General features: G+C 71.1%; 19 protein-coding genes and 1 pseudogene. 13 read left to right on the top strand and 7 right to left on the bottom strand.

The window, feature by feature from the left end:
* Positions 1–89 precede the first annotated feature (89 nt).
* Positions 90–1,661, bottom strand: a complete 1,572-nt coding sequence (locus tag ACZ4UV_RS47940; RefSeq protein ID WP_451019374.1) for a purple acid phosphatase family protein — start codon at positions 1,659–1,661, stop codon at positions 90–92.
* Positions 1,662–1,793: 132 nt separating this feature from the next.
* Between ACZ4UV_RS47940 and ACZ4UV_RS47935 the strand changes: the two genes are divergently transcribed.
* The 4 genes from ACZ4UV_RS47935 (at position 1,794) to ACZ4UV_RS47920 (ending at position 6,671) form a co-directional block, all read left to right on the top strand.
* Positions 1,794–2,837, top strand: a complete 1,044-nt coding sequence (locus ACZ4UV_RS47935; protein WP_451019373.1) for a 3-isopropylmalate dehydrogenase — start codon at positions 1,794–1,796, stop codon at positions 2,835–2,837.
* A gap of 274 nt (positions 2,838–3,111) precedes the next feature.
* On the top strand, positions 3,112–4,200 hold the full coding sequence (locus ACZ4UV_RS47930) for a branched-chain amino acid aminotransferase (protein WP_451019372.1): 1,089 nt from the start codon (positions 3,112–3,114) through the stop codon (positions 4,198–4,200).
* Between the two features lie 81 nt (positions 4,201–4,281).
* Positions 4,282–5,355 carry a hypothetical protein gene (locus ACZ4UV_RS47925; RefSeq protein WP_451019371.1) on the top strand — a complete coding sequence of 358 codons (1,074 nt, stop codon included), beginning with the start codon at positions 4,282–4,284 and terminating at the stop codon, positions 5,353–5,355.
* 14 nt (positions 5,356–5,369) lie between these two features.
* On the top strand, positions 5,370–6,671 hold the full coding sequence (locus ACZ4UV_RS47920) for a KamA family radical SAM protein (RefSeq protein WP_467848098.1): 1,302 nt from the start codon (positions 5,370–5,372) through the stop codon (positions 6,669–6,671).
* 614 nt (positions 6,672–7,285) lie between these two features.
* On the opposite strand, the pseudogene ACZ4UV_RS47915 reads toward ACZ4UV_RS47920, so the two are convergent.
* Both ACZ4UV_RS47915 and ACZ4UV_RS47910 read right to left on the bottom strand, forming a co-directional pair.
* Positions 7,286–7,750: pseudogene (locus ACZ4UV_RS47915) on the bottom strand (cytosine permease); the annotation flags it as partial.
* Positions 7,684–7,977, bottom strand: coding sequence for a cytosine permease (locus ACZ4UV_RS47910; protein ID WP_451019383.1), 294 nt, complete (start codon positions 7,975–7,977; stop codon positions 7,684–7,686). The gene ACZ4UV_RS47910 and the pseudogene ACZ4UV_RS47915, both read right to left, overlap by 67 nt.
* A gap of 191 nt (positions 7,978–8,168) precedes the next feature.
* Here ACZ4UV_RS47910 and ureA point away from each other — a divergent pair, with 191 nt between their 5' ends.
* The 6 genes from ureA to cimA all read left to right on the top strand — a co-directional run bounded on the left by ureA (position 8,169) and on the right by cimA (position 14,420).
* Complete coding sequence (gene ureA / locus ACZ4UV_RS47905; protein WP_467848093.1) at positions 8,169–8,867, top strand: urease subunit gamma; 699 nt, start codon at positions 8,169–8,171, stop codon at positions 8,865–8,867.
* Positions 8,864–10,576: an urease subunit alpha gene (locus ACZ4UV_RS47900; RefSeq protein WP_451019368.1), complete on the top strand. Its 1,713-nt coding sequence runs from the start codon at positions 8,864–8,866 to the stop codon at positions 10,574–10,576. The genes ureA and ACZ4UV_RS47900 overlap by 4 nt, the downstream gene beginning before the upstream one ends.
* Before the next feature lie 24 nt (positions 10,577–10,600).
* On the top strand, positions 10,601–11,638 hold the full coding sequence (locus tag ACZ4UV_RS47895) for an agmatine deiminase family protein (RefSeq protein WP_467848083.1): 1,038 nt from the start codon (positions 10,601–10,603) through the stop codon (positions 11,636–11,638).
* Positions 11,639–11,680: 42 nt separating this feature from the next.
* A complete protein-coding gene (locus ACZ4UV_RS47890) occupies positions 11,681–12,280 on the top strand; it encodes a TetR/AcrR family transcriptional regulator (protein WP_451023174.1) in 600 nt (199 codons plus the stop codon).
* 49 nt (positions 12,281–12,329) lie between these two features.
* Complete coding sequence (locus ACZ4UV_RS47885; protein ID WP_451023175.1) at positions 12,330–12,533, top strand: hypothetical protein; 204 nt, start codon at positions 12,330–12,332, stop codon at positions 12,531–12,533.
* A gap of 276 nt (positions 12,534–12,809) precedes the next feature.
* On the top strand, positions 12,810–14,420 hold the full coding sequence (cimA, locus tag ACZ4UV_RS47880) for a citramalate synthase (RefSeq protein ID WP_451023176.1): 1,611 nt from the start codon (positions 12,810–12,812) through the stop codon (positions 14,418–14,420).
* A gap of 141 nt (positions 14,421–14,561) precedes the next feature.
* On the opposite strand, the gene ACZ4UV_RS47875 is transcribed toward cimA, so the two are convergent.
* Positions 14,562–16,427, bottom strand: a complete 1,866-nt coding sequence (locus ACZ4UV_RS47875) for a ricin-type beta-trefoil lectin domain protein (protein ID WP_451020081.1) — start codon at positions 16,425–16,427, stop codon at positions 14,562–14,564.
* Between the two features lie 127 nt (positions 16,428–16,554).
* On the opposite strand from ACZ4UV_RS47875, the gene ACZ4UV_RS47870 reads away from it, so the two are divergent.
* Both ACZ4UV_RS47870 and ACZ4UV_RS47865 read left to right on the top strand, forming a co-directional pair.
* Positions 16,555–19,566, top strand: coding sequence for a glycoside hydrolase family 3 protein (locus ACZ4UV_RS47870; RefSeq protein ID WP_467848067.1), 3,012 nt, complete (start codon positions 16,555–16,557; stop codon positions 19,564–19,566).
* A gap of 42 nt (positions 19,567–19,608) precedes the next feature.
* Positions 19,609–20,988, top strand: a complete 1,380-nt coding sequence (locus ACZ4UV_RS47865; RefSeq protein ID WP_467848061.1) for a hypothetical protein — start codon at positions 19,609–19,611, stop codon at positions 20,986–20,988.
* A 1-nt stretch (position 20,989) separates the two neighbouring features.
* Here the strand turns inward: ACZ4UV_RS47865 and ACZ4UV_RS47860 are convergent, their stop codons facing one another.
* Complete coding sequence (locus ACZ4UV_RS47860) at positions 20,990–21,412, bottom strand: MarR family winged helix-turn-helix transcriptional regulator (RefSeq protein ID WP_467848056.1); 423 nt, start codon at positions 21,410–21,412, stop codon at positions 20,990–20,992.
* A 62-nt stretch (positions 21,413–21,474) separates the two neighbouring features.
* Here ACZ4UV_RS47860 and ACZ4UV_RS47855 point away from each other — a divergent pair, with 62 nt between their 5' ends.
* Positions 21,475–22,530 carry an FUSC family protein gene (locus ACZ4UV_RS47855; protein ID WP_467848052.1) on the top strand — a complete coding sequence of 352 codons (1,056 nt, stop codon included), beginning with the start codon at positions 21,475–21,477 and terminating at the stop codon, positions 22,528–22,530.
* 294 nt (positions 22,531–22,824) lie between these two features.
* On the opposite strand, the gene ACZ4UV_RS47850 is transcribed toward ACZ4UV_RS47855, so the two are convergent.
* Both ACZ4UV_RS47850 and ACZ4UV_RS47845 read right to left on the bottom strand, forming a co-directional pair.
* Positions 22,825–23,007 (bottom strand): DUF397 domain-containing protein, encoded by a 183-nt coding sequence (locus tag ACZ4UV_RS47850; protein WP_467848047.1) that lies wholly within the window; start codon positions 23,005–23,007, stop codon positions 22,825–22,827.
* Positions 23,004–23,593, bottom strand: a 590-nt coding sequence (locus ACZ4UV_RS47845; RefSeq protein ID WP_467848042.1) for a DUF5753 domain-containing protein, incomplete at its 5' end; no start/stop codon positions are given. The genes ACZ4UV_RS47845 and ACZ4UV_RS47850, both read right to left, overlap by 4 nt.

The raw sequence follows: 23,593 nt of genomic DNA, 5'->3' as shown, positions 1-23,593 counted from the left end.
ACGTGTAACAACCCCTCAACGGGAGCCGCACCCGCACGGAGTACGGCGCGGCCGGGACAGCCGCGCCGTACTCCGGGGAACTCCGGGGATCAGCCGCCCCGGCGTACCTCGAAGTGGTCGATCCGCGCACCGCTCTGCGCCAGCGCCGACACCTTCAGCCTCGGGGCCGCACCCGCCTCCGCCTCGACCCTGAGGAAGGAGTAGCCGGTGTACCGCACCCGCGACCACTCCACCGTCTCCGCGACGTTGTGCTGCCCCTTGGCCCAGTGGAAGCTGTCCACCGCGTCGTGCCGGGTGACGTGCCCCTCGTAGCTGTCCTTGACCCCGGACGGGAACGCGTACAGATTCCGCCCGCCGCCGCCCGCCGTGACGTACACGATCCCGTCCCGCGTCGGGTCGGTCGAGCCGCCGACCGGGACCGCGCGGCCGACCCCGCCGCCCTTGACCGCGTCGGTGCGCTCGTAGACGTGGTTGTGCCCGTTGATCACCAGGTCCACCTGGTACCTGGTGAAGAGCGGCAGCCAGGCCGCCCGGATCCCGCCGTCGGAGGCGTGCGAGGACGTCGAGTACGCGCAGTGGTGGAAGAAGACGACGACGAAGTCCACGCCGCGCGCCGCCCGCAGCTCCTTCAGCTTCCGCTCCAGCCACTTCGTCTGCCGGCCGCCGCTGTAGCCGAGGTTGGCGGGGATCTCGTACGACACGTCGTTCGCGTCCAGGGCCACGAAGCCGACGTTGCCGTAGGTGAACGCGTACACGCCCGGTGAGCCGTGCGGGTCGAAGCCGTTGTCCGGGAGGGCGAAGCGGGCGTACTGGCCGCCGTAGCCGTCGGGGGAGTACCAGGCCTCCATGTCGTGGTTGCCGGTCGTCACCATCCACGGCACCGACCGCGCCACCGGGTCGTTCTGCTGCAGGAACCGGTCCCACTCCCGGGCGTCGTAGCCGTCCGAGGTCCTCCCGGCGCCGTTGCCGTCCGCGTAGCAGATGTCGCCCGCGTGAAGGTGGAAGGCGGGGTTCTGCTTGAGCAGCGCGTTGTCGCTCGCCTTTCCGGCCTGGCTGACGCCCTGGTCGCCGAAGGCCGTGAACACGAACCGCTCCGGGCTCGCGGGCGCGGTGCGGAAGGGGGTGATGGCGGTGCGGTGGGCGGGGGCGGCCGGGTCCCAGCCGTCGTGTCCGACGCCGTAGTAGTACGTGGTCCCGGGGGTGAGGCCGGTCAGGGCCGCGTGGACGTAGTACTGCTCGACCACCGGGCGCACCCCCTGCACCCCGGGCGTGTGAAGGTGCCGGATCTCCGCGGCGACGCGCGTGCCCAGCTGGTCCGGGCGCGTCCCGATCCGCACGAACGGCTTCCTCACCGCGGACGGGACCTGCCAGGAGATCCGCATCTGCGTCCGCGGGTCGGCGCCGAAGGCGAGATGCCGGCCGAACGGCACGACCGCCGCACCGTGGACCGCGGAGGTCGCCGGAGCCGGGTTCGCCGACTTCGCGGACGTCTTCGCGCAGCCCGTGACCAGTGCGCCGCCCGCCATCGCGCCCGCCGTCACCAGGGTGCGGCGGCTCACCAGCCGGGCGCGCAGATACTCGTACTGCTCGGCCATGCTCATCCGGGCGGCGAGCCGCGGCGGGATGCCGAAGTCAGGGATGTCCGTGCCGGGGAGGTCCATGCCGGAAACATGCCCAGCACAGGCCAACACCGGCCACACGTACGGGTGAACGCCAGTCGACGGAACGACCCGCCGTGTCCGCATGCCGGACGCTCCATGTCATCCCATGGGACGAGGAGTAGGGTGCCGGGCATGTCTCGCAGCATCGATCTCGCAGTGATCCCCGGTGACGGCATCGGGCAGGAAGTCGTGGCCGAAGGCCTCAAGGTCCTCTCCGCCGTCCTCCCCGAGGACGTGAAGCTGGAGACCAAGGAGTACGACTTCGGCGCCAAGCGTTACCACGCCACCGGTGAGACTCTCACCGAAGCCGACCTCGACGCGCTGAAGCAGCACGACGCCATCCTGCTGGGCGCCATCGGCGACCCGAGCGTGCCCTCCGGCGTCCTGGAGCGCGGCTTCCTGCTGAAGCTCCGCTTCGCCTTCGACCACCACGTCAACCTGCGTCCGTCGAAGCTGCTCCCGGGTGTCGCCACCCCGCTGGCCGGCGAGCCGCAGATCGACTTCGTCGTGGTCCGCGAGGGGACCGAGGGCCCGTACACCGGCAACGGCGGCACCATCCGCAAGGGCACCGAGCACGAGGTCGCCACCGAGGTGTCCGTCAACACGGCCTTCGGCGTCGAGCGCGTCGTCCGGGACGCCTTCGCCCGCGCCCAGGCCCGCCCCCGCAAGAAGCTCACGCTGGTCCACAAGAACAACGTGCTGACCTTCGCCGGGCACCTGTGGACGAACATCTTCAACAAGGTGGCCGCGGAGTTCCCCGAGGTCACCACGGACTACATCCACGTCGACGCGGCGACGATCTACCTCGTCACCGACCCCGGCCGCTTCGACGTCATCGTCACCGACAACCTCTTCGGCGACATCATCACCGACCTCGCCGCGGCCGTCTCCGGCGGCATCGGCGTCGCGGCGAGCGGGAACATCAACCCCGGTGGTGAGTTCCCGTCCATGTTCGAGCCGGTCCACGGTTCCGCGCCCGACATCGCCGGCCAGGGCAAGGCCGACCCCACCGCCACGGTCCTGTCCGTCGCCCTGCTGCTGCGCCACCTCGGCTACGAGGCCGAGGCCGCCCGTATCGACGAGGCCGTCACCGCCGACCTCACCGAACGCCAGGGCAAGCCCGCCCGCTCCACCTCGGAGATCGGCGACGCGCTCGCCGTACGAGTAGCCGGCTGACCCGCCGAGCCTCTTCGCAGATCTTCGAAGCCGCCGGGTCGCACAAGCGCTCGGCGGCTTCCCCATGCCTGCCGCCGGGTGCCACCATCAACCCCGGGTCCGTATTCACCCCGATTCCTTCCACCCCGGCCCCCGCGCGATAATCGAACGCGGACCGCGCCATGAGGGAATGCTCGGACGTCCTAGGAGAGGGCACTCGCCCTGTTGTACGGGACACCGGCCGTAGGGGTGTGAGCGCGGCCCATCACTACAACCGGTGAAGGATTAACCACTCATGACGACGCCCACGATCGAGCTCAAGCCGTCCGCACACCCGCTCGCCGCCGCCGAGCGCGAGGCGATCCTGGCCAGCCCCGGATTCGGCCGCCACTTCACCGACCACATGGTGACGATCAAGTGGACCGAGGGCCGCGGCTGGCACGACGGCCAGCTCGTCCCGTACGCGCCGATCCCCCTCGACCCGGCCACCAACGTCCTGCACTACGCCCAGGAGATCTTCGAGGGCCTGAAGGCCTACCGCCGCCCCGACGGCTCGGTGGCCACCTTCCGCCCCGACCAGAACGCCAAGCGCTTCCAGCGTTCCGCCCGCCGCCTCGCCATGCCCGAGCTGCCGGTGGAGACCTTCATCGAGGCCTGCGACCTGCTGGTCCAGCAGGACAAGGCGTGGGTCCCGGCGCACGGCGGCGAGGAATCCCTCTACCTGCGCCCCTTCATGATCGCCACCGAGGTCGGCCTGGGCGTCAAGCCGGCCAACGAGTACCTCTTCCTGGTCATCGCCTCCCCGGCGGGCGCCTACTTCCCCGGCGGCGTGAAGCCGGTCTCCATCTGGGCCTCCGAGGACCGCGTCCGCGCCGTCCCCGGCGGCATGGGCGACGCCAAGACCGGCGGCAACTACGCGGCCTCCCTGCTCGCCCAGGCCGAGGCGGCGGCCCAGGGCTGCGACCAGGTCTGCTACCTCGACGCGGTCGAGCACAAGTGGGTCGAGGAGCTCGGCGGCATGAACCTGTACTTCGTGTACGGGGACAAGATCGTCACCCCGACCCTGACCGGCTCCATCCTCGAAGGCGTCACCCGCGACAGCCTCCTCACCGTCGCCCGCGACCTCGGCTACGAGTCCGAGGAGGCCCGGGTCTCCATCGAGCAGTGGCAGCGCGACTCGGAGAACGGCACCCTCACCGAGGTCTTCGCCTGCGGCACCGCCGCCGTGATCACCCCGGTCGGCACGGTCAAGCGGGCGAACGCCGAGTGGCAGCAGTCGGGCGGCGAGCCCGGCGAGGTCACGCTCCGGCTCCGCGAGGCCCTCCTCGACATCCAGCGCGGCAAGGCCGAGGACAAGCACGGCTGGATGCACCAGCTCGGCTGATCGATCTTCGGTTGTCCGTTCGACGCGTATCACCTCCCGCGTACGGGTATCTCCTGAGTCCACACGGGGGAGGGAGCACACGTGAGCGGACGGTCGCCGATGCCTCGGCTGCGCTGGCTGATGCGCACGTTGCGCACACCGCGCCGTCCGCAGAGCCTCACCGTCCTCGCCCTGCTCACCGCCGTCGCGGGCGTGCTGCTGTGGCGGGCCTCGACGATGGACAACTACGGGCAGAACCTCGCCCTCAACCTCGGCACCGACATCGTCGGCGTGGTCGTCACCGTGTTCGTCATCGGCCCGCTGATATCCCGGGCCCAGGAGGGCCGGGTCCGCGAACACACCCGGCTGGACTACGAGTGGTTCGCCTCCCAGGTGTACGGCTCCACCTCCAACGTGAAGGTCCTGGACACCTTCTCCAACCTGTTCGGCCCGCAGTTCTCCGAGCGCCTCTTCCGGGGCGTCAGGTCGGCCACCGCGAGCGGCGCCCGGGTGCAGATCCTGCTCCTGGACCCCGACTCCCTCGCCGTCATCCTGCGCGGCCGCGAACTGGGCGAACAGAGCGCCGACATCCGCCGCGACATCATGCGTAACCTGCGCACGCTCGACGAGTTCGCGCGCCGCCTGGACGCCGCCTCCCGGCAGCTGCTGGAGGTACGGCTGTGCTCCACCTCCCCCGGCGTCACCCTCTACCGCTGGGACGAGCGCTGCCTGGTCTCCTTCCTGACCGTCGGCCGGCTCTCCGGCGAGGGTGTCCAGCTGGAGGTCGCGGTCCGCTCCCCGCTGGGCACCTTCGTGGAACAGCGTTTCGACGAACTGTGGCAGCAGGGCAAGCCGATGGAACGCTTCACCCGCCTGCCCGTCACTCTCGTCGACGCCACGGACGGGCGACGCGAGTTCGTCTGCCGCTTCGTCTTCGTCGACGACCGCCTGTACGTCGCCGCCCCCGACCTCGTCACCTACCTGGCCCGCCACCGCCTCGACCAACTCAGCGCCTACAGCGATGCGCTGACCGGGGCCGGCGCCCACGACGTCATCGTGGTGGACGACGAGAGCGAGCTGCACCGTCGGCTCATCCAGCACTTCGGGGAGAAGTACGATGCGCAGGCGGCCGCCTTCGTGGAGTTGCGGCCGTCGACGGTCCTGGTCACGGAATAGAGGGCCCCCGCACCATGAGTTCAGCGCACCACCCCCGCTTTCGCGCCTTCACGCCCCGTGACCTGGACGGTCTGCTCCGGCGTGTCTCCCTGACGGACGATCAGCGGCTGGCGCTGCGGGCGGTCTCCTCGGTCCTGCCGTTCCGCACGAACGCGTACGTCGTCGACGAGTTGATCGACTGGACGGCCGTACCCGAGGACCCGATCTTCCGGCTGACCTTCCCGCAGTCCGGGATGCTGCCCGCACCCGACGTCCGCCGGATGGCCGACCTGCTGGTCAGGGACGCCCCGCGCGCCGAGATCCAGCGCGCCGCGCACGAGATCCGGATGCGGCTCAACCCGCACCCCTCCGGCCAGCTCGACGCCAACGTCCCCGTGCACGAGGGGCAGCGGCTGACCGGCCTGCAGCACAAGTATCCGGAGACGGTGCTGGTCTTCCCGCGCCAGGGCCAGACCTGTCACGCCTACTGCACGTACTGCTTCCGCTGGCCGCAGTTCGTCGGCGAGGCCAACCTGCGCATCGCGACGGACGACATCGCGGCCACCGGTTCCTATCTGCGCGCCCACCCCGAGGTCGCCAGCGTCCTGGTGACGGGCGGGGACCCGCTGGTGATGAGCACGGAGGTGCTGCGCCGCTACGTCGAGCCGCTCCTCGCGATCGACACGATCCGCTCGGTCCGCATCGGCACCAAGTCCCTCGCCTTCTGGCCGTACCGCTTCACCACCGACCGCGACGCCGACGACCTGCTGCGCCTCTTCGAGCAGGTGGTGGCGAGCGGCCGGCACCTCGCCCTGATGGCCCACTTCACCCACCCGCAGGAGCTCCGCCCGCCGGTCGTACGGGAGGCGATGCGCCGGGTCCGGGACACCGGGGCCGTGATCCGCTGCCAGGGCCCGCTGGTGGCCGGGATCAACGACAGCGCGGACGCCTGGGCCGAGCTGTGGGAGGAGACGACCACGCTGGGCGCGGTGCCGTACTACCAGTTCGTGGAGCGGGACACCGGCCCCCAGGGCTACTTCGGCGTCCCGCTGGCCCGCGGCCACGCCATCTTCCGCGACGCCTACGCCCGCGTGTCGGGCCTCGCCCGTACCGTCCGCGGCCCTGTCATGTCGGCGATGCCGGGCAAGGTCTGCGTGGACGGCGTCGCCGAGGTGGCCGGGGAGAAGGTCTTCGCCCTGCACCTGATCCAGGCCCGCGACCCGGACCTGGTCGGCCGCCCTTTCTTCGCCGCGTACGACGAGGGCGCGACCTGGTTCACCGACCTCAAGCCGGCGTTCGGGGCCAGCCGGTTCCTGCCGGGACTGGACGTCGGCTGACCCTCCGTCGGCCCGACCGGCTCGGCGCGTACAGCCAGGCGCTGAGCCGGTCCGGTGCGCACGAGCTGATCGTGGTGGACGACGAGAGCGAGCTGCATCGTCGGCTCATCCACCACTTCGCCGAGAAGTACGATGCGCGGGCGGCCGCTTCGTGGAGTTGCGGCCGTCCACGGTCCTGGTCACGGAGTGAACAGGGGGCCCTGCCACACATGAACTCCGCACACCACCCCCGCTTTCGCGCGTTCACGTCCCGTGGCCCGGCCGGCCCGGCCGACGGCCTCTGCCCGCGTGACCGGAGGGCGCGGTGAGCGCCTCCGTTGCCACAGTGGGCGGCAGTCTCGCCATAACGCTCACCGCACTCGCCCACACGCCGTGGCCGATCGTCAGCGGGGTCACGGTCTGCTTCGTGGTCGTCAGCAGCGCCCAAGGTCTCGTCAACCCGTGGAACACACTCATGGACGGCGTCTACGAACGGCGGGCACTCCGAGCCTCAGAACCAGCCGAAGTTCTGGCGCATCTGAGCAGAACCCCCACAAGCGGTGGGCCGTCGAATCCACCGACCGGCTCACCCGAAGACCCCACTGAGCCCGGGCAGCTTCGGTAAGGCGCTGTCCTCAGACGCCGGACGGGCTGGAGAGTGGTGCCGTCCTGCCTTCGTCCTCGGGGGCCGGACGAGACGGGTCGGCCGGGCGCGAGGGCAGCAGCAGATATACCGTTCCGCCCACCAGCCCCGACAGCAGGAAGCTGCAGTCCACCCCGCCCGTCAGGGACAGTAGCGGGCCCTCGTACGACGGGAGGGAGACCGCCAGGAGGTCGACGCTCGCGCCCAGGGCCCAGGACAGTGTGGCCCGGATGTTCCAGCCAGCGCTGTACCAGTAGATGCCGCCCCGCGAGCGGCGATTGAAGACCTGGAGGGTGTCCGCGTCGTAGACGCCCCGGCAGCGGGCGAAGCCGATCAGGGTGATGACCGCCCACGGCGTGCCGATGGCGGTGAGCCGGAGGACGAAGGAGGTCATCGTGGACTGGGCGTTCCAGGCGTAGTGGCCGGCGAAGACGCAGGCCGTGGCGACGACGGCGACCGGGAGACCGGGGCCGGCGGGGCCGTGAGCACCGTACCGATCAGTGTGCCCGCCACGATCGCGCTCACCGACGCCCACCGGCCGAGCCCGAAGGACGGCGGCAGCCAGCCGAAGATGATCACGCCGAGGCAGAGACTGGAGCCGAGCAGGATCGAGACCAGGTCCTTCGGCCCGCTGGTGCTCCCCCACGCTCTCAACAGCGTTCGAGCATGGGCGGTTACCCCCATCCCGTCCGGGATCGTGTCGACTCCGCGCTGTTCTATCGGCATGGCTGGTCTCCTTCGACGGCCGTCTACGCGTTAGAGCGACGTTCAATGTGGGTGACCTGGCGATCTATGGCAACGGTTCCCTTCTCACAATCCGGCATTTAGAGTGTTGCTCTAAGTCGAGGCAAGAGGAAGTGAAGGAGGTGCCGGGCGTGCGACTGACCCCCACGGAACGTGACCGGCTGCTGCTCTTCGGAGCCGCCGAGCTGGCCCGTGCCCGCCGCGCCCGGGGCCTCAGGCTCAATGTGCCGGAGGCCACCGCGCTGATCGCGGACACCGTCTGCGAGGCCGCCCGGGACGGCCGGCGGCTCGCCGAGGCGATAGAGGCGGCCCGCTCCGTCCTCGGCCCGGCCGACGTGCTGCCCGGCGTCGCCGACATCGTCACCGAGGTGCACGTCGAGGCCGTCTTCGACGACGGTTCGCGGCTCGCTGTGGTCACCGACCCGATCGGAGGCGGGGGACTGGACGAGGACGCGCCCGGTGCGCTGCTGCCGGGGCCCGAGCACGCCGACCCGGAGCCCGTCGTACGGCTCACGGTCACCAACACCGCTGCCGTCCCCGTCTCCGTCACCTCGCACTTCCACTTCTTCGAGGCCAACCCGCGCCTCGACTTCGACCGCGCCGCCGCCTACGGCCTGCGGCTCGCCGTGCCCGCCGGGTCGTCCGTGCGGTTCGGGCCGGGGGAGTCGCACGAGGTCGGTCTCGTCCCGATCGGCGGCGGCCGGGTCGCCATCGGCTTCGCCGGGCTCGTCGACGGGCCGCTGGACGCGCCCGGCGCCCGCGAGGAGGCGCTGCGCCGCGCCGCCGCCTGCGGATACCTGGGCACTCGAGAGCAGGAGGCCGGTCGATGAGCCGCCCCGGAGGTCATCCCGCCGAGGCACGCCGCCTCACCCCGCACGAGTACGCGGCCACCCACGGCCCCCGCGCCGGCGACCGCGTCCGCCTCGGGGACTCGGGCCTCGTGATCCGCGTCGAGGACGACTCCCAGCGCTACGGCGACGAGTTCCTGGCCGGCTTCGGCAAGACGGCCAGGGACGGGCTGCACCTCAAGGCCGCCGCCGTCCGCGAGACCTGTGACGTCGTGATCAGCAACGTCGTCGTCATCGACGCCGTGCTGGGGATCCGGAAGGTCTCCATCGGGATCCGCGAGGGGCGGATCCGCTCGATCGGGCGGGCCGGGAACCCCGACACCCTCGACGGGGTCGACGTCGTCGTCGGCACCGGCACCTCGATCGTGTCCGGCGAGGGGCTCATCGCCACCGCCGGGGCCGTCGACACGCACGTCCATCTGCTGTCGCCGCGCATCATGGAGGCCTCGCTGGCCTCCGGCGTGACCACGGTCATCGGGCAGGAGTTCGGGCCGGTGTGGGGCGTCGGCGTCAACTCGCCCTGGGCGCTGAAGCACGCGTTCAGCGCCTTCGACGCCTGGCCGGTCAACATCGGCTTCCTCGGGCGCGGTTCGTCCTCGCACCGAGCCCCGTTGATCGAGGCCCTCGCCGAGGGGGGCGCCTCCGGCTTCAAGGTGCACGAGGACATGGGCGCCCATACGCGGGCGCTGGACACGGCCCTGCGGGTCGCCGAGGAGCACGACGTCCAGGTCGCCCTGCACAGCGACGGGCTGAACGAGTGCCTGTCGGTCGAGGACACCCTCCGGGTCCTCGAAGGCCGCACCATCCACGCCTTCCACATCGAGGGCTGCGGCGGCGGACACGTGCCCAACGTCCTGAAGATGGCCGGCGTCCCCAACGTCATCGGCTCCTCCACCAACCCCACCCTGCCCTTCGGCCGGGACGCGGTCGCCGAGCACTACGGGATGATCGTCTCCGTCCACGACCTGAAGACCGACCTGCCCGGCGACGCCGCCATGGCCCGCGACCGCATCCGCGCCGGGACCATGGGCGCCGAGGACGTGCTGCACGACCTGGGCGCGATCGGCATCACCTCCTCCGACGCGCAGGGCATGGGCCGGGCGGGCGAGACCGTCCGCCGTACCTTCGCCATGGCCGGCAAGATGAAGGCCGAGCTGGGCGCCCCGGACGACGGCCACGACAACGAGCGCGTGCTGCGGTACATGGCCAAGCTGACCATCAACCCGGCCATCGCCCACGGCCTCGCCCACGAGGTCGGCTCGATCGAGGTCGGCAAGCTCGCCGACATCGTGCTGTGGAGCCCGGAGTACTTCGGGGCCAAGCCGCAGCTGGTGCTGAAGGCCGGCTTCCCGGCGTTCGGCGTCACCGGCGACCCGAACGCGGCCACCGACACCTGTGAACCCCTCGTCCTCGGCCCCCAGTTCGGGGCGCACGGCGCCACCCCCGCCGACATCTCCGTCGCGTTCGTGGCCCAGGCCGCCCTCGACCAGGGACACGACACCATGCCCACCCGGCGCCGCCGGGTCGCCGTCCGCGGCACCCGCGGCATCGGCCCGGCCGACCTGCGGCGCAACTCCCGTACCGGAGCGGTCGACGTCGACCAGCGCACCGGCCTGGTCACCCTCGACGGCGAACCGCTGCGCTCGGAGCCCGCCGACTCCGTCTCCCTCAACCGCCTGTACTTCCTCTGAACGTCAAAGCCTCTAAGGACCCCCATGAACAAGGCTGCCTCCGACGGCTTCCGGATGCCCGCCGAGTGGACCCCGCACGAGCGCACCTGGATGGCGTGGCCGGGCCCCAACCCCACCTTCGACGCCGCCGACGACCTCATCGCCGCCCGGATGGCCTGGGCGTCGGTGGCCCGGGCCGTCCTCCGCTTCGAACCGGTGACCGTCGTGTGCGGCCCCGGCCAGTCGGCCGAGGCGCAGACGCTGCTCGGCCCCGGCGTCGACACGGTCGAGCGGGATCTCGACGACGCCTGGATGCGGGACATCGGGCCCACCTTCCTCACCAACGGGCGTGAACTGGCCGCCGTGGACTGGACGTTCAACGGCTGGGGCGCCCAGCACTGGGCCCGCTGGGAGCACGACGCGAAGATCGCCGCGTATGTCTCGGACCTCGCGGGCGCGCGGACGTACGCCTCGAAGCTGGTCAACGAGGGCGGTGCGATCCACGTCGACGGCGAGGGGACCGTCCTGCTGACCGAGACCGTGCAGCTCGGCCCCGAGCGCAACCCGGGCTGGACGAGGGAGGAGGTCGAGGCCGAGATCCACGGGATGCTCGGCACCCGCAAGGCGGTATGGCTGCCCCGCGGCCTCACCGGCGACTACCCCCCGTACGGCTTCGGCACCCTCGGCCATGTCGACATCGTCGCCGCCTTCGCCCGCCCGGGAGTCGTGGTCGCGCACTCCCAGCCGGACCCCGCGCACCCGGACCACGAGGTGTCCAAGGAGGTCATCGGCCTGCTGCGGTCCCAGACCGACGCACGCGGCCGCACCCTGGAGGTGGTCGAGGTGCCGGCCCCGACCGTCCTGGAGGCCGACGGCCACTGGGCCGACTACTCCTACATCAACCACTACCTCTGCAACGGCGGGGTCGTGCTGTGCGGCTTCGACGACCCGCGCGACGAGATCGCCGCCGGGATCTTCCGCCGTCTCTTCCCCGAACGGACGATCACCCTGGTGGACGCCCGTACGATCTTCGCGGGGGGTGGAGGCATCCACTGCATCACCCAGCAGCAGCCGAAGATCTAGTTCTGGAAGATCCAGTTCCAGTCGCCGTTCGAGGAGCCGAAGATGGCCGGTGGGCGCAGACAGGCCCCGCCCCGCGAGGACGTGCTCGCCGCCGCCATGACGATGATCGCCGGACGGGGCCTGGAGAAGCTCACCATGGCCGCGCTCGGCCGCGAGGTCGGCATGAGCAGCGGCCATCTCCTCTACTACTTCCACTCCAAGGACGAACTCCTGCTCCAGACCCTGGAGTGGAGCGAGGGCAGGCTCGGCGCCGAACGCGGCCGACTGCTCACCCGGCGCGGCACCGCCCGCGAACGCCTCGACGCCTACGTCGACCTGTACGTCCCCGACGGGCACCGGGATCCGCACTGGACGCTCTGGCTGGAGGTCTGGAACCGCTCGCAGAACGCCGACGAGGCGGCCCGCGACCGGCAGGCCGCCATCGAGGGCGCCTGGCACCGCGACCTGGTGGCGCTGGTCGCGGAGGGCATCTCGCGCGGCGAGTTCCGGCCCGTCGACCCCGACCGGTTCGCCGCCCGGCTGCGCGCCCTGCTCGACGGCTTCTCCATCCACGTGGCGATCGGCCTGCGCGGCACGGACCGGACACAGGTTCTCGGCCACGTACGCGAGTTCCTGGAAGCGGATCTCCTCGCGGACGCGTGACCTTCCGACCGGGTTGTATGCAATAAGGGCGATTGGCCCGGATTCGGTGGTGCGATCGGTCGCCCCCGAAGGGTACGTGGCCCCCGGCGGTGTCACCGCCGGCCGGGTCGCCTTCGCCTCCTGCGACGGCACGCTCAACCCGCACGGCCGCACCGGCGGCGAACAGGACGCGTTCGTCAGGCATCTGCGGTCGGGAACCGTCACACCTGTGGTGTATGTCACCGTCCGTGACGACCGCATGCTGAGACAGTGAGTGAGTCGGGGGCAGGGCTGTGCCAGACTGCCTCCGTGCTCTCGTTCGCCATGATTATTGGCAGCAGGCGCGCCGGTCCGCAGTGACCACCACGTACGACCAGGTACGGGTGGCCATCGTCGTCCTCGACCCGCGCGCAGACCTCTCGCACCCGCGAGGGGTTTTTTCGTTTTCCGGCCCACCTTCAGCCGGAAGGCAGGCGCGAGGGACCATGGAGGGACGGTGGAGCCGGTCATTCCGGTACGACCGAGATTCGACATCAGGAGCCTTGAGACCATGACCGAGACGGAAACCAACGAGCTGGACGACTCGTTCCACGTCTTCGACACCACGCTGCGCGACGGCGCGCAGCGCGAGGGCATCAACCTCACCGTCGCGGACAAGCTGGCCATCGCCCGGCACCTGGACGACTTCGGCGTGGGCTTCATCGAGGGCGGCTGGCCGGGCGCCAACCCCCGGGACACCGAGTTCTTCGCCCGCGCCCAGCAGGAGATCGACTTCAGGCACGCCCAGCTGGTCGCCTTCGGCGCCACCCGCCGGGCGAACGCCAAGGCCGCGGACGACCCCCAGGTCAAGGCGCTGCTGGACTCCGGCGCCCCGGTGATCACACTGGTCGCCAAGTCCCACGACCGGCATGTCGAGCTGGCACTGCGCACCACCCTCGACGAGAACCTGGAGATGGTCCGCGACACCGTGTCCTTCCTGAAGGGCCAGGGCCGCCGGGTCTTCGTCGACTGCGAGCACTTCTTCGACGGCTACCGCGCCAACCCCGAGTACGCCAAGGCGGTCGTACGCGCCGCGTCCGAGGCCGGCGCCGACGTGGTCGTCCTGTGCGACACCAACGGCGGCATGCTCCCCGCCCAGGTCAACGCCGTCGTCTCCACCGTCCTCGCGGACACCGGCGCCCGGCTCGGCATCCACGCCCAGGACGACACCGGCTGCGCGGTCGCCAACACCCTGGCCGCCGTGGACGCCGGCGCCACCCATGTCCAGTGCACGGCGAACGGCTACGGCGAGCGGGTCGGCAACGCCAACCTGTTCCCGGTGGTAGCCGCCCTGGAGCTGAAGTACGGCAAGCAGGTACTGCCCGAGGGCCGGCTCCGTGAGATGACCCGGATCTCGCACGCCATCGCCGAGGTCGTCAACCTGACGCCCTCGACGCATCAGCCGTACGTGGGTGTCTCGGCCTTCGCGCACAAGGCCGGCCTGCACGCCTCCGCGATCAAGGTCGACCCCGACCTCTACCAGCACACCGACCCGGCCCTGGTCGGCAACACCATGCGCATGCTGGTCTCCGACATGGCCGGCCGCGCCTCGGTGGAGCTCAAGGGCAAGGAACTCGGCGTCGACCTCGGCGGCGACCGCGAACTGGTCGGCCGGGTGGTGGAGCGCGTCAAGGAACGCGAGCTGAAGGGCTACACCTACGAAGCCGCCGACGCCTCCTTCGAACTCCTCCTGCGCGCCGAGGTCGAGGGCAAACCCCGCTCCTACTTCCGCGTCGAGTCCTGGCGGGCCATCGTCGAGGACCGCCCCGACGGCACCCACGCCAACGAGGCCACCGTCAAGCTCTGGGCCAAGAGCGAGCGCATCGTCGCCACCGCCGAGGGCAACGGCCCGGTCAACGCCCTCGACCGCGCCCTGCGCGTGGGCCTCGAGAAGATCTACCCGCAGCTCGCCAAGCTGGACCTGGTCGACTACAAGGTCCGCATCCTGGAGGGCAAGCACGGCACCGAGTCCACCACCCGCGTGCTGATCTCGACCTCCGACGGCAGCGCCGAATGGTCGACGGTGGGCGTCGGGGAGAACGTCATCGCCGCCTCCTGGCAGGCCCTGGAGGACGCGTACACGTACGGCCTGCTGCGCGCGGGCGTCGAGCCGGCCGAGTAGGCGGAAGCCGGCGTCCGGCTGCCCCCCGGCCGTGCCGGACGCCGGGCGGGCCTCACCTCTCACCTTTCTCCCGACCGAGTCGGGTGGTGGGTGGGCGAAGGCCCGGGGGTCCAGGGGGCGGAGCCCCCTGGGTGGGTTCGCCTACTGCAGGTGCCACTTCTGGTTGGCGGCGCCCGTGCAGGACCAGATCTGCGCCCGCGCCCCGTTCGCCGACGAGTTGTCCGTGACGTCCAGGCACTTGCCGGCCGCCGTGTTCACCACGTCACCGGTGGACGAGTTGTACGACCACTGCTGCGCACCGGTGCCGTTGCAGTCGTACAACTGCACCTTCGCCCCGTCCGCCGTCGACGCCGACGTCACGTCGAGGCACTTGCCGAGCGCCCGGATCGACCCGTCGGACTGCACGGTCCACTGCTGGGCGGTGGTGCCGTTGCAGTCGTAGAGCTGGACGGCCGTCCCGTTCGCGGTCGAACCGCCCGCCACGTCCAGGCACTTGCTCGCGAGCCCCACGAACGCACCGGTCTGGCTGCCGCCGCCCGACTGGGTGCCGGACCAGGTGAAGGTCGCCGAGGTCTTGCCGGGGAGCGCGTAGGTGGCGTGCTGCGAACCCCAGTCGATGGTCACCGTCTGCGCGCTCGACGAGCCGTTGTAGGCGATCAGCGCCTTCGACCCGTCCGGGTTGCGCCAGGCCACGTTCGGCACGGTGCTGGACGCGGTGGAGGCGATCCGCTGCGCGCCGGGCCGTACGAACTTGGTCAGGTGGCCCATGTCGTAGTACTCGACCGTGTAGTCGACCGTCCCGCTCGCGCCGTCCCCGTTGTGCACGGTGACCAGGCCGGTGCAGGTGCCGCAGCCGCCGTTGTGCGGGCCCATGTTCTGGTCCACGGCCAGCGACCACTTGGTCACCGACTTCGCCCAGTTGCGGGTGTAGTCGATGATGTTGGACATGTCCTCCTTCTGCTGGTCGGCGACCCAGGTGCCGCCGGAGTGCTCGGTGCCGAAGGCGTCCAGCGTCGGGTACTGGTTGTGCACGGTGGTCTGCTCGGAGACGTCACCGCCGTAGCCGTGCCAGGCGATCCCGCCGAAGTTGGGGTGGTTGCGGATCGTCGCGTCGTTGACGAGGGCGGACGCGTAGGAGTCGTACACGTCCCAGTTCCAGTCGTGCGCGAGGACCTTGGTGGACAGGCCGGCCGACTGGAGCTGCGGCAGCAGGTCGTTCTTGAGGAAGTACTGCAGCCCGGAGGCGTTCCAGCTCATCGACGGGTAGCCGGAACAGCAGGTGGGCTCGTTCTGCGGGGTCACGTAGGAGACCTTGACGCCCTGTGCCTGGTACGCCTGTATGTACTTCACGAAGTACGCCGCGTAGGCGGCGTAGTCCTCGGACTTGAGCCAGCCCCCGTTGAGCGAACCGCTGTCCTTCATCCAGGCCGGCGCCGTCCATGGCGAGGCCATGACAGTCAGGGAGGGATTCAGCTGCAGCGCCTGCCTGGTGAGCGGCACGACGTCCGCGAGGTCGTGCGCGATCGAGAAGCCGTTGAGGTTCGGGTCGGTCTGCCCGGCGGGTACGTCGTCGTAGGTGTACCCGTACCGTGCCAGGTCCGAGGCGCCCATCGGGTTGCGCAGGAACGACAGCCCGATGCCGTTCGTCGGCGAGAACAGCTTCTGCATGGTGGCGTCCCGGGTGGCCTGGGACAGCGCCCCGCTGCTGTTCATCAGCCAGGCCGCGGTGTCCGTGAAGGACGCGCCGCCGCCGGTGAAGGTCTGGTAGCGGGTGTTCTCGTCGACGGTGATGTTCGTGCCGCCGCCCCCGGTCCCGGAGGAGAAGGCGAACGGCGTCTGCGCCTGGAGTCCGCGGGTGACGTGGCGTCCGGCGGAGTCGTCGGTGGTGGTGAGGTACGCGGTGACCTGCTCGCCGGCCGCGTGCGCCGGCGGTACGACGGCGCTGAAGCCGGCCGCGGCGAGCAGCCCGGCCAGCAACAGGCGCAGTGTGTGGGGGGTTCTCCTCATGGGCACATCGCCCTTCCTGACGGGACGTCTTGACGGGGGTGCGAGCCGTTAGTTAACTCACGACGTGATCTAAGCCATGAGTGAACTGTGAGAGCCCAGAGTGAACCAGAGAGTCGAGGGAAGGTCCATGCCAAGAGCCGCCCTGCTCGTCTCCACCGCACTGCTCGCAGCCCTGATCCCCCTGTCCGCCGCCAGCGCCGCCGACGACCCGGCCCCCACCCCCGTCGACCGCTTCGAGGGCGAGGTCCCCTTCGCCTCCCAGCCCGCCGAGGGCATCTTCACCTGGGGAGGCGACAGCGACGACCCGCCCGCGCTCCAGCTCGCCGACCGCGCCGACGCCCCCGAGGGCGCCAAGGTCCTCTCCGGGACCTACGACATCAGCGGCTACGGCGGTTTCACCCACGACTTCGCCGCCACCGAGCCCGCCCACGACTGGTCCGCGCACCAGGGCATCCGCTTCTGGTGGGACGGCCAGGACAACGGCAAGAAGATCGCCTTCGAGATCAAGGACGGCGGCGCCAACGGCGAGGCCTCCGAGCTGTGGACGACGTCCTTCACCGACGACTTCACCGGCTGGAAGCAGATCGAGATCCCGTTCACCGACTTCGTCTACCGGACCGACTACCAGCCGGTCGGCGGCATCGACCACGTCCTCGGCCTGACCCAGATGTGGGGCTACGCGGTCACCCTCCCGGTCGGCGTGCAGGGTCATTTCGCCATGGACGACGTGGAGTTGTACGGCAAGGCCGACCAGGCGCTGCGCGCGTCGGTCACCACCGACGCGGCCGTGTACCCGGTGAAGGAGGGCGGCACGGCGACCGTGAAGGTCACCGTCGCCACCACCGGCTCCGCCCCCATCGACGACCCGGTCACCGTCGCGTACGAGACGACGGGCGGGACCGCCGAGGCCGGCAAGGACTACCAGGCGGTCTCCGGCACCCTCACCTTCCCGGCCGGTACGGCCTCCGGGGCCACGCAGACCATCAAGGTGCCGACGCTGAAGGACCGTTCGGCCGAGTCGGCGGAGACCATCCCGCTGAAGCTCACGGTCACCGGCGCCAAGGCCCCCGCGGAGACCCCGCAGGTCGTCGTCGACGCGCACGGACTGCCGTACCTGGACAGCAAGTTGCCCGTGAAGAAGCGGGTCGCCGACCTCCTCTCCCGGATGTCCCTGGAGGAGAAGGCCGGCCAGATGACCCAGGCCGAGCGCGGTGCCGTGGGCACCGGCGGTGACGTCGCCGCGTACGACCTCGGCTCGCTGCTCTCCGGCGGCGGCTCGACCCCCACGCCCAACACGGCCGCGGCCTGGGCGCAGATGATCGACGACTTCCAGCTCCGGGCGCAGGCGACCCGCTACCAGATCCCGCTCATCTACGGCGCCGACGCCGTCCACGGCCACAACAACCTGGCCGGCGCCACGATCCTGCCGCACAACATCGGCATCGGCGCCACCCGCGACCCCGGGCTCGCCGAGAAGGCCGGCGAGGTGACCGCCTCCGAGGTCCGTGCCACCGGCGTCTCCTGGGACTTCGCGCCCTGCCTCTGCGTCACCCGTGACGAACGCTGGGGCCGCTCCTACGAGTCCTTCGGCGAGGACCCGGCGCTGGTGAAGTCGATGGAGACCGTCATCCAGGGTCTGCAGGGGCGCGCCGACGGACGGGACCTGAAGGACGACGACAAGGTCCTGGCCACCGCCAAGCACTTCGTCGGCGACGGCGGCACCGCCTACGGCTCGTCCACGACCGGCACCTACACCACCGACCAGGGCGTCACCACGGTCACCCGGCAGCAGCTGGAGGCCATCCACCTGGCGCCGTACCAGACCGCCGTGGACCGGGGCGTCGGCACGGTCATGCCGTCGTACTCCTCGCTCGACATCGTCGGCGACGGCCAGGGCCCGGTGAAGATGCACGCCCGCGCCGACATGATCAACGGGGTGCTCAAGGGCCGGATGGGCTTCCAGGGCTTCGTGATCAGCGACTGGAACGCCATCGACCAGCTCCCGGGCGACTACGCGTCCCACGTCAGCACGGCCGTCAACGCGGGCGTCGACATGATGATGGTGCCGTACAGCTACCAGGACTTCACGAAGACCCTGATCGCCCAGGTGAAGGCGGGCGGCGTCAGCGAGCGGCGCGTCGACGACGCGGTGTCCCGCATCCTCACCCAGAAGTTCAAGCTGGGCCTCTTCGAGCACCCGTACGCCGAGACGGGCAACGCCTCGAAGATCGGCTCCGCCGGGCACCGGGCCGTCGCCCGGCAGGCGGCCGCCGAGTCGCAGGTGCTGCTGAAGAACTCCGGCGGCGTCCTGCCCCTGAAGAAGTCGGAGAAGGTGTACGTCGCCGGGTCCAACGCCGACGACCTCGGCAACCAGACCGGCGGCTGGACCATCACCTGGCAGGGCCAGTCCGGCACCCACACCACCGGCACCACCATCCTTCAGGGCATGAAGAACGCCGGGGGAGACGTCACCTACTCCAAGGACGCCTCGGCGCCGACGAGCGGCTACGACGTGGGCGTGGTCGTGGTCGGCGAGACCCCGTACGCCGAGGGCGTCGGAGACGTCGGCAACGGCAACGACCTCGTGCTGTCCGCCACCGACCAGGCCGCCGTGGACAAGGTCTGCGCGGCCATGAAGTGCGCGGTGCTGGTCGTCTCCGGGCGCCCGCAGCTGATCGGCGACCGGCTCGGCGAGATCGACGCCCTGGTGGCGTCCTGGCTGCCGGGCACGGAGGGCGACGGCGTGGCCGACGTGCTCTACGGCAAGAAGGCCTTCACCGGGCAGCTCCCGGTCACCTGGCCGAAGTCCGAGGCGCAGCTGCCGATCAACGTGGGCGACGCGTCGTACGACCCGCAGTACCCCTACGGCTGGGGTCTGACCACGCTGACCAAGGCCCCCAAGGGCGGCGAGGCCACCCTGAGGGCGCTCGGCGTGGCGGCGAAGGCGGCCGAACGGGCGGGCTCCGACCCGGCGGGGCGGAAGCTGATCGGCAAGGCCCGGCTGCTGGTCCAGGCGAAGATCGGGCAGGCGGTCACGGCGGCCGTCTCGAAGCCCTTCGCCGACGCGGACCACCTGCTGCTGACCGGCAGGTACGCGGCAGCGGTGGAGAAGCTGACGGAGGCGTACCGGGCAGCGTAGGAGGACAGCGCTCCCGGGGAGGCTTCGGGGTAGTTTCGAAGCATGAAGGCGGTGCGACGGACCACCCGAAGCCTCCCGGGGCTGCTGTTCCTGGCGCTTGCGCTGGCGCTGGCCGCCCTGGTGGCCGCGCCCGCCCCACGGGCGGGCGCGGCCACCGGCGTCTCGGCGGTCGCCGACGCCCTGCGCAAGAACCCGGTGTACGTCGACCCGGCCGCCGCCGCCCAGCTCTCCACGGCCGACGCCGACGCGCTGGCCCGGCAGATCAAGGACGCGGACAAGCCCCTGTTCGTCGCCGTCCTGCCCGCCGGCTACCCCACCAAGAACCTCTTCACGGACCTGCGCACCGCCACCGGCATCACCGGCCTCTACGCCGTCCGCCTCGGCGACCGCTTCGACGCCCGCGCCGACTCCTCGGTGCTGCCCCGGACGGCCGTCCAGAACCTGGTCACCAGCGTCCAGGGCGAGAGCGCGAAGACCCAGCTGACCGACTTCACCGACCGCGCCCTGGCCAACATGGGCGGCAAGGCCCCCGCGAGCTGGGGCGGCGGCAGCACGGGCGGCTCGGGCGTCTCCGGTACGGCGCTGATCGCGATCGGAGCCGTGGTCGTGGCCGGCGGGGCGGGCGCGTACGCGCTGGTCCGCCGCAACCGCCGGCGCCACGAGGAGGAGCGGCGGGCCGCCCTGGACCGGCTCCGGGTGGTCGTGGACGAGGACATCACCGCGTTCGGCGAGGAACTGGACCGCCTCGACTTCCACCCGGCCGAGCCGCGCGCCGACGACGCGATGCGCGCCGACTACGAGCGCGCGCTGAACGCCTACGACCAGGCGAAGTCCGCGATGGCCGACGCCCGCAGACCCGAGGACGTCCGGGCGGTCACCCAGGCGCTGGAGGACGGCCGCTTCTCGCTCGCCCAGCTGGCCGCCCGCCGCGAGGGCCGCCCGCTCCCGGAGCGCCGCCCGCCCTGCTTCTTCGACCCCCGGCACGGCCCCTCGGTCACCGACGCCACCTGGACCCCGGCCGGCGGCGCGCCCCGCGAGGTCCCGGTCTGCGCGGCCGACGCCACCCGCCTGGCCGACGGCCGCGATCCCGCGGTCCGCGAGGTCGACACCGACTACGGCCGCCGCCCCTACTGGGACGCGGGCCCGGCCTACGGCCCCTGGGCGGGCGGCTACTTCGGCGGCGGCATCCTCCCCGGCCTCCTCATCGGCACCGCCCTGGGCGGCTGGATGTCCGCCCCCGCCTACGCGGCCGACTACGGCACCGGATACGGCGACTTCGGCGGCTTCGACACCGCCGGCTACCAGGGCGGCGACGTCTCGGGCGGGGACTTCGACCCCGGGGACTTCGGCGACTTCGGGGGCGGCGGCGGGGACTTCGGCGGCGGGGGCGGCGACAGCGGGGACTTCGGCGGCGGTTTCTGACCTAGTCCGCCTGCCCCAGCCGCTCCATCACGGCGGCGGCGAGCATCAGCACCCCGCGCTCGGTCTCGCTCAGCGACCCGAGGGCCCCCGCCAGCCAGGCGTCCCGCTGCGCCATGTCGTCCTCCAGCGCCCGCCGCCCCGCCCCGGTCAGGCTCAGCACCGACTGCCGCCGGTCCGACGGGTCCGGCGCCCGCCCGACCAGCCCCTCCGCCTCCAGCTCCGCGAAGACCCGGGTCAGCGACTGCGGCCGCTGCCGCTCGGCCGCCGCGACCTCGCCGGGCGTGGACGGCCCGTGCCGGTACAGATGGCCGAGCACCGACAGCTGATTGGGACTGAGGCTCCCCTCCCCGCGCTCCTGCCGCAGCCGACGGTTGAACCGGAGGACGGCACGACGGATACGGGCGGCTTCGGTGAGGTGGTCCATGGCGACGGATCGTACGCGAATACTTACTATTGACTGTGAGACTTGCCCGGTACTCTCGGCTCGTGACCGTCAAACTCATACGCAACGCGTACGAAGCCGGGCTGACGATGACGGCCGTGCTGCTCTCCTGGGGAGCCGCGCTGGCACTGGAGGGAACGGCGGGGCTGCACACCGACGTGCTGGTCCTCGCGGTCGCCCTCACCCTGACCCTCGCCTCGACCCAGCGCACCGCCGACACCCGCCGACGGCTGATCTCACTGGTGCTGCTGCCCGCGACGGCCGCCGTCTCGATCTTCGTCGGCCGCCTGCTCGCCTCCCACTACGCGGCGGGCGCGGCCGTCTACACGGCCGGGATGGCGCTGGCCATCTGGATCCGCCGCTACGGCCCGGCCGCCACCAAGGCCGGCACACTGATCGCCCTCCCGCTGGTCGCCCTGCTCGTGGTCCCCGGCCCCGCGCTGCCGCCCGAGGCACAGAGCGGGCTGGTGACCTGGGGCTGGTCGGCGCTGATCGGGGCCATGGCGTGCGGCTCGGTCTGGCTGGTGCAGTCCCTGGGCGACCGCTTCGGCCCCTGGCGCCCGGACCCGACCCCCGACCCGCCCTCACGCCGTTCCCGCCTCAACCCGCGCCCCAGCACCCGCATGGCACTCCAGATGGCGGCCGGGATCGCCACCGCCTTCGTCCTCGGTCACCTGCTCTTCGACGACCACTGGCCCTGGGTCGTGCTGACGGCCTACGTCGCCGCGAGCGGCAACCGTGGCCGGACCGACGTACTGCGCAAGGGAATCGAGCGGCTGGCCGGCGCCTGCGCGGGCACGCTCCTGGCGGCGGGCGTGGCGGCCGTCGGCGCCACCGGCCACACCGCGGTGACCCTCATGTTCGCGACCCTCGCCGTCGCTCTCTGGCTGCGCCCCCTCAGCTACGCCTACTGGGCGGCCGGTATGACCTGCGCCCTCTCCCTCCTCCTCGGCTACTTCGGCCAGGACGCCGCGTCCCTGCTGCCCACCCGCCTGGAAGGCATCGCGGTGGGCGCGGTCCTGTCGGTGGTGTCGGCGTGGTGGCTGCTGCCGGTACCGAAGCGCCGCGAGCCTGGCGCGACCCGGCCGGCGGTGGCGTAACGCAGCCCGGCGGCATGCCACCAGGCGGGCGGAGACGGTCCGTTGACGACGGAGGACGGTTGATCCGGGTGCAGACCGAGCCGCCAGAGGGCGCGGGCGTCGACCGACAGGCCGATCCACCCACGCCAGTGCCCGTCGGCCTCCCGCCGACACGCGAGGTCCCAGCGGAGTTCTGCTTCCGCGAACGGCATCCAGTCGATGCCGCGTTCACGCAGTCAAGCGCAGAGGGCGGCGAGGGGACGGGGGCGTCCCGGTACGTTCTCGTACGAGGTGACGAGGACCCAGTCGGTCTGCTCAGTCGCGGGTGACGCGGTCAAGGAACTCGCTCCAGATGGAGGGGGAGACGGTGAGTACGGGACCGTCGGGGGTCTTGGAGTCACGGATGTGGACCGTCGCGGACGTGGCGGCGACCTCGACGCAGTTGCCGCCTTCGCTGCTGCTGTAGCTGGACTTGAACCACTGAAGTGCGGTGCTCATCGGTCTCCTAGCAGTCCGTCGAGGAGGCGCACGCTCTCATCGGGTGAGAGGGCCTGTGACCGCAGCATTCCATACTTGTGGTGATAGTCGCTGGCCTCGTCGGGGTCGTCCACGAGGAAGCTGACCCGCTGCACTTCCAGATACGCCAGACGCTCGTGTTCGGGTGTCTCCAGCAGGACCATGGGGCCACCGAGACCGGCGTGCGGTGTCCGGTCCTCGGGCATGATCTGAAAGCTCATGTGAACCGGCTCGGTGTACTCCAGGATCTGCCGGATCTGTTCCCGCATCACCTCCGGGCCCCCGACCTTCCGCCGCAGGACGCTCTCCTCGATGATGAAGTGACCGACGGGCGGCCGTTCCCGCTGCCAGACCAACTGCCGCTCCATGCGGGCGTCCACCCACTGCTCGGACGTCTCGCTCCCGAGGGCCGGATACCGGTAGCTGAAGACTGCACGGCAGTAGTCACGGGTCTGCAGAAGCCCCGGAACGACCAGACTCTCGTACGAGAGGATTCCCACCGCCTCCTGCTCGTGATCGACCAGCCCCTGCGCGAACTGCACGATCCGCTCCCGCACCGGCATCTTGG

The organism is Streptomyces sp. NPDC028289, assembly GCF_055565975.1.
This window is presented reverse-complemented; position numbering and strand designations above follow the sequence as displayed.